Source organism: Thalassospira sp. HF15 (genome assembly GCF_011806525.1).
Lineage (GTDB): Bacteria > Pseudomonadota > Alphaproteobacteria > Rhodospirillales > Thalassospiraceae > Thalassospira.
Genome location: NZ_JAAVKI010000013.1, coordinates 1 through 14,357, shown reverse-complemented (window position 1 = coordinate 14,357; position 14,357 = coordinate 1). Strand labels below are relative to the sequence as shown.

Sequence of the window (14,357 nt, the reverse complement as noted above, 5' to 3'; positions counted from 1 at the left end):
TTTTAATGGTGTGAGAAGGATATAAATCAATCAAAGATATGTAAAATGGAAATTGTAAATCCGAAAATTAACTTTAGTTGCGTTGGGATTAAAAAAGGGAACAGACTTATTTCTTGTCCTATGCACTTTCCCGAACCGGCTGTATCAAAAAATCTGCCGGAATGTTCCAAGCCTCATTCAGTTTCCTGATCTGAGTCAGGGAAATGCCAGTTTTATGATTGAGGAATTCTGACGCGCGGGAACGATTGCCAAGTAGCTTGCAGTTCTGCGCGTTCCAATCCGTTCTGCTCCATGTAAAACAACACAGCCTCGACCGCATCGGTTGCTGCAATCGATAATTGTTGCGCTTCATATTGATCAATCAGGATACCAATCACTTCGAGCTGATCGGCTTCAGGTGTGCCGGGTTTGGCATCCCAAAACTCTTCAAGCTTCGCCATCATTGCGGTATAGTCAGCTTCGGTCTTGATGGTATCGGGCTTCTGCATGGTGCGACTTCCTTCAATCAGGGATAGGTTACCATAAGTCAGTGATTGGGGCACAATGTTGTTCTATCGGCTGGAGAACACAAGTTTTGCCCCCATCGCAATAAAGGCCCCGGCAAAACCCTTGCCTATCCATGCCATGACTTTTGGGCGTTCGATGATGTGACTGCGCAATGCGCCAGCAAAGCAGCCATAAACCACAAATACACCAAACGTCATTGCCATGAAGATCAGGCCGAGCAGGGTCATTTCTAGCGTTGTATCGGGCGTGTTAGCGCTAACAAATTGTGGCAGGAAGGCGAGGAAGAAAAGCGACAGTTTGGGGTTGAGCAGGTTGAGTAATATCCCGTCGCGGATGATTTTAAGCACGCCGGTAGTGGTTTCATTAGCGGTGACTTTCATTGCACCGGTGCCATGCCACATGCCCCAGGCCATATACAGCAGCCACGCCACACCAAGATAGCGCACGATTTCAAAGGCGAGCGCGCTGGCATGGAGCAGGGCGGCGAGGCCAAGGATACTGGCCGTCATATGCGGAACAATGCCAAGCGTGCAGCCAAACGCCGCCCAGATGCTGGCTTTCATGCCGCGCCCCAGTCCAAGGGCGAGGGTATAGATCACGCCCGTGCCAGGCAGGACGACGATGATAAGAGAGGTTATCAGGAAATCGAGACTGATCATTTTGCATCCGTTCGTTTGACTGCGTTGCGATCAATCTACGGAGAGACGCCGCGTCATTCTTGAACGGAATTGCAGGATGTGAGGTTTGCTCAGTTTGCGCGAACCGCGCGGGCATAGCGGCCCGGTGTCAGGCCAAAGGCGCGGACAAAGTGGCGGTTCAGGTGGCTTTGATCGGCAAAGCCCGCACTGCTTGCGATATCGGCAAGGGTTTCGCCCGATTTGATCATGGCACGTGCCAGATCAATCCGCCGCTGGATCAGGTACGCATGCGGGGTGAGGCCCGTCGCGCGGGTAAAATCGCGAAGCGTCTGAAATTTGCTGAGCCCCGTTGCAGCGGCAAGATCATCAAGGCTGTGGCTTTGCGTTGGGCTGTCATCCAGCAACGCCTTGGCGCGTTTGATCCGGGCATGGGCGACGGCGGTGCGCACGCTTGATTTTGGGATTGGCTCACCCGGCGCCATCATGGCGTGATGGAGCATGAGGAGCAGCATTTCTTCACGCCGGAGCCGTGCGCTTTCTTCCGAACCGTTGGCAATGGCATCAAACAGCGCACCAAAGCAGCGCCGAACATCCGGGCGATCCATCACCGGACGGGTGAATTCATATTGGTCGGTGGCGGTTTCGGAAAGGTCAGATGCGGCGCGTGCAATCAGGGCGGGGTCGAAATACAGCATGTTCCAGCCGCGCGGATTGTTGCCGATTGGGTGGCCATCATGGACTTCGCGTGGGTTGACCGTGATGATGTTGCCTGCCCCGGCCTCGACCATACCACGCCCGGAAGCCGACTTTTGCGCACCCGCATACATGAAGCCGATGCCAAACGCCTCGTGCGTGTGTTTGGCAAAGCTATGGCGTGTTTCGGCCATGACGGCTTCAACACCCGGACAATCATGGGAAATTATGCGAACGTGATCCTGCGACATGATCCGACAGTGTCAGAAACCCATCTAGAAGACAACGACACAAAAAGAAAGGCGACACTCGTTCGAGGTCGCCTTATGCATTTCGTGATCCAGAAGGGCGGGATCAGAAACGTTTGATCAGTGCGAACCGTACGTTATGAGACTCGAAATCAACCTGATGATCGATGGAACCACGGAAGCCGGTTCTTACGAAGCTCTGACGTTCATCAATGACTTTTGGGTAGTAGTTCATGACGTAGTCGCCACGCAGCACCCAGCCATTATCAAGCTTGTAGGACGAACCAAGTCCAGATGAAATGCCTAATGCCAGCGTGCTTTTACTGAAGTCGTTGCCGGCACCGCCGGCGTTGGTGTCGCTGTAGCGGAAATCATAGTCGAAATAACCGATCGACGGACCCGCAGCAGCATGGAACATCCAGTTCCCAACGGCATATCCGATTTTGGGGCGGATGCTGAAAGAAAAGTTTGTTTCGACTGTTGTGCGGACATTGAAGTCGACCGTCGTATTGGTGTTGAAGGTGACTGGCCCAACTGCAGATGTTTCGGAGTAATCCATCACCGATATATCGGTTTCAATGCCGTAGACCATCTGACCACGCGTGTGCTCGTATCCTGCCAAAACAGATCCGCTAAGGGCGGAGCCACTGATGGTTCTTTGCAGGCGTGACTTCATTACTACGGGGTCGTCACCGGTGAAATATTGGCTGAGTTCACTAACGGTGTCGGGGTTTGATTGCCCATAGGTGCCACCAAGTGCAAGGCCGCCATAAAATCCTGACCAGTTTTCCTCTGCGGCGCATGCTATGCCAGGCAACAGAATGCCCGCAGCGATTGCCGCGCAAATGATGGACTTAAACTTTGGTAGGTTGTGCACCCCATTTCCCCCGCGTAAGAGTAGCTATACTACTAGTACTAATTGATTTATTCGTATCTAGCAATATTAACTTTTGGTGTGCGGCGGCGTTGATTTGTTCGGGCGTGTAGAGTTTGAAACCGTCCTGTGCGTTCCAGAAGAGTGTTCGTCCTCCTTCAAGGTGCTTTCACATGCGGGCCAATAAGTTCGCGAAGCCCGCCCAGGCCTTCGACGTGATTGGAAATGACGCTGGCGACGATCAGAAGCGGTACGGCCACCAACACCCCGACAAACCCCCAAAGCCAGCCCCATAGCGCAATCGCAAGCACAATCGCGACCGAATTGATTTTCAGTCGGTTGCCAACAAGCATCGGCGTGATCAATTGTCCCTCAATCACCGTGCAGGCCAGATAAAGGGCCGGCGCTACCATTGCCTGTCCGGTGGTTTGCATCGAGACAAGCGACACAACCGCGACAATCACAACACCGGTCATGGCACCCAGGATCGGCACATAATTAAGCACGGCGGCGGCAATGCCCCAAAGCACCGGGTTGGGCAGGCCAACAATCGCCATCAGGGTGCCGATCACGATGCCAAGGGTGATGTTAATCGCGGTAATGGTTGCCAGATAGCGCGACACTTCGCGTTCGACATCATGGGCGATGCGCAATCCCTTGCGCCGGTCGCCAAAGGTCGGAAGCGAACGGATCAGCTTTTGATAAACCCGATCGCCTCCTGACAGGATAAACAGCATCAGGACCAGCATCAGGGCAATGCCCGCCAGAATATCCGGGGCGCCCTGGGCCGCCTGACTGATCAGGTTGGGTTCTGCAACCACCACTTTTTGCACGTCCTCATCGCCATTATTCTGATCTGTGGCCTCGGATACCTGTTTCTGGGCTTCGCGGAGTTTATCAAGCGGTTCGCTGAGATCAGCAAGGCGCAGGCGCAACTGGCGTTCGATGTTCGGAGCTTCATCGATCCAGCCCGATATCGGGCCGCTCAGGCCATAAATCCCGGCAATCACGGATGCACTAAGTGCCATAACAACGGCGAAGGCCGTAACAGTTTGTGGAATGCGAAACCGTGCGAGCGTGCGCACAAGCGGTGAAAACACAAGCGACAGCAAAAAACCAAGCATGATCGGCAGCAAAAGACTTTGCGCCACGTAAAGACAGCCCAGCATCAAAATCCCGAAAGTTCCGATTACTGAAATGGTGCGGGCCCGGCGATAGACGCGTGCACGGGCAATTGTGCGGCGTTCCGCATCGCTTGGGGTTCCGGCTTGATCCGGATTTGCGCTGGATAGTTCCGGCGTGTTGGGCGCATGCGCACTGCATTTGGCCGACATACATGGTCTCCCGAGGGCGCAGGGCAAGCGCCTGCAAAAATCTGGATATATGTATGAAACGGCCCAAGACCGTGGAAGTTCCGGGGGACGCAGTGGACGTGCTGTCTCGCTGGTTAGGCGTCGATGGCCGGTTCCTGCAATTGCAGTTCACGGGCAATGATCACGGCCTGAGTGCGGCTATGGACCGAAAGTTTGCGCAGGATGGCCGATACGTGGGCCTTGACGGTGGCTTCGGTCACATCAAGCTCATAGGCGATCTGTTTGTTCAGTTTGCCTTCGGTAAGCATGTTAAGCACCCGCAATTGCTGCGGGGTAAGCTGTCCGATCTTTTCGGCAAGGTCGGTTGCCTCGTCATCGGCCGGGCCGTTTTCCATGGCCTCGCGCGCCCAATCGGGCATCCACATGCCACCATCCAGAACCGTTTTAACCGCAAGGCCGATCTGATCGACCGGGGCTGATTTCGGAACGAAGGCCGAGGCACCATATTCAATCGAACGGCGCACAACCGGCAGTTCCTGACTGGCCGAAACAATGGAAACCGGAATGTCGGGATAGGATGCACGCAAGGTAAACAGGCCGGTAAAGCCGTTCATGCCCGGCATGTGCAAATCCAGCAGGACAAGGTCAATATCGCCTTTGTGGGCTTCAACCTGATCGATAGCTTCATACAGGCTGCCAGCTTCGAGGACCGATACGTTTTCCAGTTCTGAACTCAGGGCCTGTTTGAGGGCTCCACGGACAAGCGGATGATCATCGGCGATCAGAATCTGGAATGTCTCGGCCATTGGCGATGTTCCCCTGAAGTTATTTTCCCCGACAAGTCGCAATTATTCTATCCCGTTCAAGCGGAACTCACAAATTATTAGGTGAGAAAAGGAAGGGATATTTTTGATTTTGGTAAGGTGCGACCGGATAGACGCCTATCTGCACAGAAGGTGTATTGTATGGAAAACCGGCAGAAAGGTTGAGGGAAACCAAAGATCACTCTCGCCCCACGAAATGTGAAACTTTGGCCCCCCTCGCGCCACCGTTTGAGAGTATGCCCATTAAAATCGGCCCCGTAAACTCCGCATTTGAGGAAAAATGAAATTTATCCTATCAGTGATATCACTGACCGAAATTCAGTACTGAAACACCACACTGCATTGCGAAATTGGCGAATTTATACAATCCGTTCCAAAACCGCGCAGCCCAAGGAAAAAAGGACACTTCAATGTCTGAACAGCCGCAAGTGATTCGTCGCGAAGACTATAAGGAACCTGACTTTATTGTCGAAAGGGTCGAACTGGTTTTTGACCTTGATCGAGACGTCACAAATGTCAAATCGCGTCTGTTTATGGCTGCGAATCCTGTGCGCGGGACCGGAAAAGGCGATGAAGTTTTCCTGCATGGCGAGGATATGAAGCTCCTGTCTGTTATGCTCGATGACACCCGACTGGCTTCAAGCGATTTCAGCGTTGATCAGGAAGGTTTGCGTTTCAAGGCACCCGGCGAAACCTTCATTGCCGAGCTTGAAACCCAGATTTCACCGGCCAACAATACCCGCCTTGAAGGTCTTTATGTCTCGCAAAGTGCCTTTTGCACGCAGTGCGAGGCCGAAGGGTTCCGACGTATAACCTATTTCCCGGACCGCCCGGATGTCATGGCAACCTACAAGGTCACGATCAATGCCAACAAGGAAAGCTGCCCGGTTCTGTTGTCAAACGGCAATCTGATTGATAGCGGCGATCTTGACGGCGGGCGTCATTTCGCGGTTTGGGAGGATCCGTTCCCCAAACCATCTTACTTGTTCGCGCTGGTGGCCGGTGATCTGGCCTGTGTCGAAGACAGTTTCAAAACCATGTCCGGTCGTGATGTGGCGCTGCGCATTTTTGTCGAGCATGGCAATGAAGACCGCTGCGACTACGCGATGGACAGTCTGAAACGCTCCATGAAGTGGGATGAGGATGTCTATGGCCTCGAATACGATCTGGATCTGTTCAATATCGTGGCCGTATCGGATTTCAATATGGGGGCGATGGAAAACAAAAGCCTTAATGTTTTCAACGCCAAATTCGTTCTGGCGCGCCCCGATACAGCAACCGATGTTGATTATGAACGTATCGAATCCATTGTTGCGCACGAATACTTCCACAACTGGTCGGGCAACCGGGTGACCTGCCGTGACTGGTTCCAGCTGTCGCTGAAAGAAGGGCTCACGGTTTTCCGAGATCAGGAATTTTCCGCTGATCAGCGATCCCGCCCGGTACAACGCATCAAGGATGTTCAGGCACTGCGCGCCGCCCAGTTCCCCGAGGATGGCGGACCGTTGGCCCATCCGGTGCGCCCGGACAGCTATATGGAAATCAACAATTTCTATACCGCGACCGTTTATGAAAAGGGCGCGGAACTGATCCGCATGATGCATACCCTTTTGGGCCCGGATGGCTATCGCAAAGGAATCGACCTTTACTTTGATCGCCACGACGGACAGGCCGTGACCTGCGATGACTTTGCCAAGGCGATGGAAGACGCCAATGGCATTGATTTCACACAGCTCAAACTCTGGTATTCGCAGGCAGGTACCCCAAAGCTGAGTTGGCAGGGCGATTATGATGCGGATGCCAAACAATATCGCCTGACCATCACCCAAAAAACCGACCCGACCCCGGGGCAGCCGGACAAGAAACCGCTGCATATGCCGATTTCCATCGGGCTTTTGGGGGCGAATGGTTCTGATCTTGTTGCCCGGACGGTTGAACTCAAAGACGCCAAACAGGAATTCGTTTTCGATGACGTTGTCGAGGCACCGGTGCTGTCCTTTAACCGCGGCTTTTCGGCACCAGTGAACATCACCACGGACCAACCGGATGATGAACTCGTCTTCTTGATGGGCAATGACAGTGATGCCTTTAACCGCTGGGAAGCCGGGCAGAAATATGCAACGCGTCTGATGCTGTCTGCCATTGCCGCCTATGAGGCAAATGGCGGGGATGTTGATGCCGCCTTTGACGGCGAACAGGCCCGCATGGATGCCTTCATCGCTGCCATGCGCGCAACCCTGATCAATGAAGAGCTTGACAAGGCATTCCGTGCCGACGCGCTTGTCTTGCCGGGTGAGGCGTTCCTGTCCGAACAGCACAAGCCCGCAAATCCAGAGGCGATCTATCAGGTGCGAACCGCCTTGCGCAAACGTATCGGGCAGGCGCTTTCGGATGATTTTGCCGATGCTTATCATCAGAATGCCTCAAACGCGGCCTTTACGCCGGATGCGGCATCTGCCGGCCAGCGGGCCTTGCGGGCAACCGCATTGGCCTATCTGGTGGCAACTGGCGAAAACGAATATGCCGATGTGGCAGCTGCACAATACGGCACGGCTGATAACATGACCGATCAGATGGCAGCCCTTTCGGTGCTCAATAACCTTGATCATCCGGGCCGTGAAACCGCATTGGCCGATTTCGAGAAACGCTTTGCCGACGATGCTGTCGTGCTTGATAAATGGTTCACGCTTCAGGCCATGTCATCGCGGGATGACACATTGGCACGGGTCAAGGATTTGATGAGCCACGCGGCCTTTACCATGCGCAATCCCAACAAGGTGCGTTCGCTGATCGGGGCCTTTGCCATGGCCAATCCGCGCCATTTCCATGCCAAGGATGGATCGGGTTACGCATTCTATGCTGATCGCCTGATCGAGCTTGATGACATCAACCCGCAGGTGGCGGCACGCCTTTGCTCGCCGCTGGGCAAGTGGGCGAAATATGATGCTGACCGGGCCGAGAAGATGAAGGCAGAGCTTAATCGTATCCTCGCCAAGCCGGAAATCTCGCGCGATCTCTATGAAATTGCTTCGAAATCCGTGGCAAGCTGATTGCAATCAGACTTCGGTCAAACGCAAAAAGGGCGGCACCTTTCGGTTGCCGCCCTTTGTTTTTGGTGGTTGGTCAAAAGGCGATCAGGTCAACTTCATCCGCTCGCTGAATTCTCGCATTTTTTCTGACAGGTTGCGTGCCACTTCCGAAAGGTTGTGGCTGGCCGTGTTCAGGTCATGGGCGTTGCGCCCCGTGCCCTGCGCCCCGTCATTCACAAACGTGATCATCTCATCCATCGATCCGGCCCCTGCGGCAATGCGCTGCACGTTTTCGGAAATCTCGCCGGTTGCACGACGTTGTTCATCAACCGAATGGGTGATGGTCGACTGGATGTCATTGACCTGGTGAATGACTTCACCCACCGTGCTGATCGAATGCGCCGCTTTTTGCACTTCCTGCTGGATGGCGGCTGTCAGATCGCCAATCTGGCCAGTTGCACTTGCCGTCTGATCGGCAAGCGATTTGACCTCGTTGGCAACCACGGCAAAGCCCTTGCCAAGTTCACCGGCCCGTTCGGCCTCGATCGTTGCATTCAACGACAGAAGCTTGGTGCGGTGTGCAATGTCGTTGATCAGATCAATGATCGATCCGATCTCGGAGCTGGCCTTTTCAAGCGATCCGATATTGCGCTGGCTTTCCTCGGCTTCCTCGCGGGCGCGCCCGGTCACGTCAGATGCCTCGGTTGCCTGACGGTTGATCTCAGCGATCGAGGATGAAAGTTCCTCAACCGCGGTGGCGACATTCCGTGTATTGGATGCCGCCTCGCGCGAGACATCCAGTGCACTGCCTGATTGCTGGACGGTGTTTTCCGACTGGCTTGTCAGTTCGTTGGCAAGGCTGAGCAACCCTTCGGACTGCTCTGTCACGGACTGTGCCACGCGGGCAACCTCGGCCATCATTTCGGTGACCGCGATCTTGCTTTCCTCACGCTCACTGACATCATTCCATGCCAGCATGGTGCCCAAAAGGACATCATCCTTGTCGCGCACAGGGGCTGCCAGAATATCAAGATATCCGCGCTCGGTCTGGATGATCTCGGTGAAGGGCAGGTTGTTCGGATTGGCAAGTTTGGTTTGGAAATCAGGCCCAAGATTCAGGAAATCACCCGAAATCGTATCGGTCGTGCCACCCAGATAATCCTGCGCGCTGGCATTCAGATAGCTCAGCTTGCCATCAGGCAGGATCATCGCCGTCATGGTTGGCGTATTTTCGACCATGTTTTGCAAGATAAGCGCCTGACGTACCGATTCACGCAGCGCAATCAGCGCCTTTTTCATCTCGCCGATCTCGTCATTGCCGACATCGGGCAGGGTGACGTTGGTATCACCGTTCGAGATTGATGTCATTGCACGGGCAAACGCACGCAGGTTTCGCAGAACCGTGGTGCGCAGCAGGATCCAGCCAACAATCCATCCGGCAAGCAGCACACCGACAAGGATTTCGATCGACAGTAGGCGCAGACTGTCGGTCTGGGCATAGAAATCGGAAACATCGCGGTCAAAGCGCGCTTCGGCCCAGACACCACCTCTTCCGTCACTGATGGCGACGTCAACGGCTGCGCGATAGTGCTCAGAATCTGCTGATTGGGGGGACGTCGTATCGCTTGCTGCTTCTGTGGCAGGTTGTTCGGAATCTGCTGCGGCAGTATCGGTTGTTGATGCTGGTGCCGTTTCGGTTTCTGCGGCTACTTGCGCCTCTGCCGGGGCCTCAAGGCTTTCAAACAGCACCGTGCCGGAATTATCAAGAATCTGGAAGTTGCCGCCCAAAACCTTACCGATGCCTTCAAGCTGGGGCAGGGGATCGGTAATGACTTCAAGGAAGCCAACTGCGCGGAACCCACCCACCGGCAGGATCAGGCTAAAGACCGGACGGCCATCCGGTGTTGCCCACATGAAGCTTGCCGGTTTGCGGGCCTCTGCCTTTTCCCGGTTCGCCAGGAAGGTTTTGACGTCCGGATCGTCGGTAACGCTTGCACCCAGATTGGCTTCCGACGTTGCCAGTTGGTTGAATTCCTGATCATAGGCAATCGCGTCAACCAGGTTCACATCGCCCTGAACAACCTCACGCGCGTTGGACAGGATGTTGAGTTCCGCTTGCATGCGCGTCTGGTCATTTTCCTGATAACTTTTGACCAGGCTGCCAAGCCGCGACCATTCATTGGCGATAGGGGTAATTTTGTCGGCATAGTCGGTTGCAATACGCGAACCGACAAAGAAATTGACTGTTCCACTGACCGAATTGTTCAGCGTTTCAATCGCAAAATTGCGATAGGTGTCACCGGTCCAAAGCAGCATCCAAGTCACTGCACCAGAAACCAGTAACCCTGTTACGAGCAAAATGCGTCGCAACGTCAGAAGGCTGGTAGCGCCCCCTGCAATAGCCGTCTTCGCGGCCTTGTCTCCCGTCATTTTTGTCACTCCAGAGCAAACCGTGTTTATTTTTGTCTTGATTGTGTTGGCTCGCGTCGCTCCCGCTTCACACCGCTACTTCTGATGAGTAGTTTCCCTGATCCAAACAGAGCTTGATTTGGAACACAATCCCTTAGTTGACTGTTCTTGAGGATAGCTGCGGCTCACAGCGCGGTTGGAAGCGCCTGTTATCACGAAAATCTCTTTTCGATTGTGATACTTAGCCAGCAAGTGGCGGGTAGTTTCCTTGCGTTCAAAATTTTTATGCGAATGTGTGTGATAATCGTTTGCAATTGTAAAATCGATGCTCTATGACTGTTTTTGTCAAATGCAGACGACAACGTCGTTTGTGACCGGCCATCAGGCTGACATGGCGTGCCTGATGGCTTCTATCTTCGGGACTCTCTCTCCCCGAAGGTCGATCTCTCTCACTCGTGGGGGCTGGTATCCGGATCATTGTGCGGGACAATGCCGGGGAACATACCAGTCCCCCTTTTTTTACCCGAAATCATCAGACACACATCAATCTTTATCGCGCTGCCCGGTTGCATTCGGGGCAGGGCCTTAGCGTTTTATAAAGGTGCTGGCGGTTACAAACGCAGGGTAACTTTGATGTCGTGAAGGATGGCCAAGTCCATGGCTGACGAAGACCACACCAACAAACCCGATTTGCGCGCAACCCCGGACCCCAAGTCAGATTCGGATGCCGGGCAAAAGGATGCACCGCTGCCGGCCTTTATCTATGGTCGCGACGGGCAGGGTGATGGCAATGGCCACGGCGCAACACGCGCCGGTGATCGGCAAAACCTTAATGCACGGATAGCGGATATGGATCGCAAAACCCTTCTTGGCCTGATCACAGGCGCAGGCATGCTTGGGCTTGTCTTGTTCTTTGCCGGAATGCTGGTTGGCGCCGGGCTGTTTATGGATTCGGATGAAGGTGCCCGCACCACCCAAACCCAACAGCCCGAAGTCGAAATGCTGGCCTCTGCCCCGGAAGAGCCCGCTGTCATCGCAGAAGAAACGCCTGAGGCAGCTGAACCTTCTGTGCCGGAAATCAGCGCAGATAGCGAAGACCCGGTCGGTGATCTGATTGCGCAACGTACCGAAGCCCTGTCAGACGAGGCCGCCAGTGGCGAAGAGGCTCCGTCGGATGTAGCAGATGCGACGGACGCTGCAGAAGCCACGACCTCGGAAGAGCCGGCCATCGCTGCCCCTGAAATCCGTGACGTCAACGGCACGGCCGAAGCGCCCGAAGCTCCAGCCGCCCCGGATGCCCCGGCAGTTGACGCAACAGAAGAAAGTGCTCCGAGCGAAGCCACGGAAACTGCCGAACAGAGTGCGGCGCCAGCCGAAACTGAACCGGCAACCGAAACCGCAGAAGCTGCGCCCGAAGCGGCACCGAGCGCGCCGGCAGGGGACACGGTCGCAGCGGCAGATACCGACAAACCGTTCTCGGTGCAGGTCGGTGCCTTCAAGGTCCATGAAAACGCTAGCCAGCGCGCGGAGGAACTGCGCGGCGAAGGGCTGCAGGTTGCGGTGGTTGTGCGCGGACCAGAGGATGAAGGGGCTTGGTACTATGTTCGCATTGGTGCCTATGCCAGCCTGGCCGAAGCCCGTGATGACGCAGCCAAGATCAAGGCCGATCATTCGATTGATGGTTTCCCGGTGCGCGCAGAGCCCAACGACCGCGTGGTAAATTGAGCGCCCGTGCGTAACCTGTGACGGTTGGCGCCACACTATATATATAGATCTAAGAATGCTGAGCGGGGTGACACCGGAATGTGTCACCCCGCTTTTGTCTTTGTGGGGGATCGGGGCGCGAACTGCTGATGTTGCGCAATTCATCTCATCGGGTTTGTTTTTGTCCTCTGATTGGGGCATTCTACTTGCCATCTTGGGGCAAAAGCGCTACGCGCTTGGTTCGCAAACATCAGATGGGCAGCCGCATGTTTCGGACGGCTGCAAAGCAAGACAGGATGGCCGAAAGCACATGAGCACGCACAAGGATTTCCCGAACCTTCATATTCTTGATCATCCGCTGATCCAGCATAAGCTGAGCCATATGCGCAAGGTCAGCACCTCGACCAAGACCTTCCGTCAGTTGCTCAAGGAAATCGCGCTTCTGATGGGCTATGAAATCACCCGCGAGCTTCCTGTCAGCTTCGAGGATATCGAAACCCCGATCTGCCCGATGAAGGCGCCGGTCATTCAGGGCCGCAAACTGGCTGTCGTTCCGATCCTGCGCGCCGGTTCTGGCATGGCCGATGGCCTGATTGAGCTGATGCCGTCCGCCCGTATCGGCCATATCGGCCTGTATCGTGATCCGGAAACCCACATGCCGGTCGAATATCTGGTGAAGCTGCCCGAAGTAGAAGGCCGGACCTTTATTCTGGTTGATCCGATGCTGGCGACCGGGAACTCGGCGGTTGCGGCGATTGATACGCTCAACAAATATGGTGTGGCGGACAAGGATATCCGTTTCATGGCGCTGGTCGCAGCACCCGAAGGTGTCAAAGTCTTCCAGGATGCGCACCCGGATGTGCCGATCTATACCGCCGGCCTTGATGAGAAGCTCAATGAAAAGGCCTATATCGTGCCGGGTCTTGGCGATGCGGGGGACCGTCTGTTCGGCACGCGCTAAATCAGCTGATCTGCGATTATGCATTAAAAAAGGGTGCCATCAGGCACCCTTTTTGTTTTTGAATTCTCAGTTCCAGGTTGGGTCAGCCTTTCGGCGACACCGTAATATCGACAATCGAACCGGCGAATGATCCACCGGTAAGTTTGATGGTCGCAACGCGGTTTTCGCGGTCATAGACCAGAACCGAAATGTCGGCACGGACAACGGTTACCTTGCTCCAGCCAAAGTTCGGCATTTCGCGTTCATAAAAGTCATACATCTGGGCAGGAGATCCACCTGCATTCATCACCAGCCGGCCATGCCAGGCATCGGATGCGCCAAAGATGATGCTTTTATCCATATCAAGTGACGAATTGGATGGCATCGGAATATCGGTGAACTGGGTGAAAGACGGTCCTGGTTGGCCGCCTTCGCCATCACTGCTTGGGCCCGTGTTGGGCACAAGGTTGGTGCCCGAGCACCCGGCGAGAGAGAGCCCCGCAATCGCGGCAGCACATATAAGATATTGTCGCAGTCTCATCATCTTCCTTCGGTCCCCTGATGCCCGTCTTATAATGAGGGGTATCTCTATGTCGCCCTATCATCGGGTGATAGTGTAAAGGAAAGGTTCACATATTTGCTTTTGCAGCATTTAGCAGCCGTGCCCCGGAAACGGTGTCTCGTGCGGCATCGACGTCTATATGTGAATAAGCGAACTCGTCTTTCGGTGCATTGCATCAAGTCAAACGGCTTTGATTGCTGCAAGTGCCTAGAATCTGAATGGCCGGTAACCTGTTTTTTCGAATCATTCAGATGGGCTTCGGGGTTTTTTGCCCCATGCAAACCTGCTCTTTGCAGGGCTTTGGGCGGGAATTTGCGGGATTTTTCAACCAAGAGTCTGATCAGGTATCTTGCGTGATTGTTATGGTTGGATATGTCGTTTTTCTTAAGTTGTTGAAAAATAAGAATATCTGGAAAAGTTCCCGTGAAATGCATTTTTTTGCGAAAAAGGTGTTTACAGGTCTGATCTAGGGCCCTATAACCCGCCTCCACCGACGGGGTGCGGCGCTCACGATTGAGCGACACGAACCGGGCGGTTTAAGGCTTCGGCCTTTGAGTTCTTTGACATTGTAGATCAGAAGGAAGGGATGCGCGGGCAGCGTTATGGCGCTAAAGTC

Annotated in this window: 12 protein-coding genes; 4 read left to right on the top strand and 8 right to left on the bottom strand. The window is 54.4% G+C overall.

Going from position 1 to position 14,357, the window contains the following annotated elements; translation table 11 throughout:
• Positions 1-212: 212 nt before the first annotated feature.
• From HED22_RS19425 to HED22_RS19400, 6 genes are all read right to left on the bottom strand, one after another.
• Positions 213-488: a type II toxin-antitoxin system HigA family antitoxin gene (locus HED22_RS19425; RefSeq protein ID WP_217701920.1), complete on the bottom strand. Its 276-nt coding sequence runs from the start codon at positions 486-488 to the stop codon at positions 213-215.
• Between the two features lie 63 nt (positions 489-551).
• Entirely contained in the window at positions 552-1,166 is a 615-nt protein-coding gene (locus HED22_RS19420; RefSeq protein ID WP_175581331.1) for a LysE family translocator, read from the bottom strand.
• Positions 1,167-1,255: 89 nt separating this feature from the next.
• Positions 1,256-2,089 carry an AraC family transcriptional regulator gene (locus HED22_RS19415; protein WP_167725401.1) on the bottom strand — a complete coding sequence of 278 codons (834 nt, stop codon included), beginning with the start codon at positions 2,087-2,089 and terminating at the stop codon, positions 1,256-1,258.
• 103 nt (positions 2,090-2,192) lie between these two features.
• Positions 2,193-2,963, bottom strand: coding sequence for an outer membrane protein (locus tag HED22_RS19410; RefSeq protein WP_368484520.1), 771 nt, complete (start codon positions 2,961-2,963; stop codon positions 2,193-2,195).
• A 155-nt stretch (positions 2,964-3,118) separates the two neighbouring features.
• Complete coding sequence (locus HED22_RS19405; RefSeq protein WP_254870302.1) at positions 3,119-4,294, bottom strand: AI-2E family transporter; 1,176 nt, start codon at positions 4,292-4,294, stop codon at positions 3,119-3,121.
• A gap of 113 nt (positions 4,295-4,407) precedes the next feature.
• On the bottom strand, positions 4,408-5,079 hold the full coding sequence (locus HED22_RS19400) for a response regulator transcription factor (RefSeq protein WP_167725397.1): 672 nt from the start codon (positions 5,077-5,079) through the stop codon (positions 4,408-4,410).
• 428 nt (positions 5,080-5,507) lie between these two features.
• Between HED22_RS19400 and pepN the strand changes: the two genes are divergently transcribed.
• The gene (gene pepN, locus HED22_RS19395) at positions 5,508-8,147 is read left to right on the top strand and encodes an aminopeptidase N (RefSeq protein WP_167725395.1); all 2,640 of its coding nucleotides are present in this window, start codon (positions 5,508-5,510) and stop codon (positions 8,145-8,147) included.
• Between the two features lie 84 nt (positions 8,148-8,231).
• Here the strand turns inward: pepN and HED22_RS19390 are convergent, their stop codons facing one another.
• Positions 8,232-10,556, bottom strand: a complete 2,325-nt coding sequence (locus tag HED22_RS19390) for a methyl-accepting chemotaxis protein (protein WP_254870301.1) — start codon at positions 10,554-10,556, stop codon at positions 8,232-8,234.
• 636 nt (positions 10,557-11,192) lie between these two features.
• Here HED22_RS19390 and HED22_RS19385 point away from each other — a divergent pair.
• Positions 11,193-12,260, top strand: coding sequence for an SPOR domain-containing protein (locus HED22_RS19385; protein WP_167725393.1), 1,068 nt, complete (start codon positions 11,193-11,195; stop codon positions 12,258-12,260).
• Positions 12,261-12,549: 289 nt separating this feature from the next.
• Positions 12,550-13,200, top strand: a complete 651-nt coding sequence (upp, locus tag HED22_RS19380) for a uracil phosphoribosyltransferase (protein ID WP_167725391.1) — start codon at positions 12,550-12,552, stop codon at positions 13,198-13,200.
• An 82-nt stretch (positions 13,201-13,282) separates the two neighbouring features.
• Here the strand turns inward: upp and HED22_RS19375 are convergent, their stop codons facing one another.
• Entirely contained in the window at positions 13,283-13,723 is a 441-nt protein-coding gene (locus tag HED22_RS19375) for a hypothetical protein (RefSeq protein ID WP_254870300.1), read from the bottom strand.
• 236 nt (positions 13,724-13,959) lie between these two features.
• On the opposite strand from HED22_RS19375, the gene HED22_RS19370 reads away from it, so the two are divergent.
• Positions 13,960-14,211, top strand: a complete 252-nt coding sequence (locus HED22_RS19370) for a hypothetical protein (protein ID WP_167725389.1) — start codon at positions 13,960-13,962, stop codon at positions 14,209-14,211.
• Positions 14,212-14,357 lie beyond the last annotated feature (146 nt).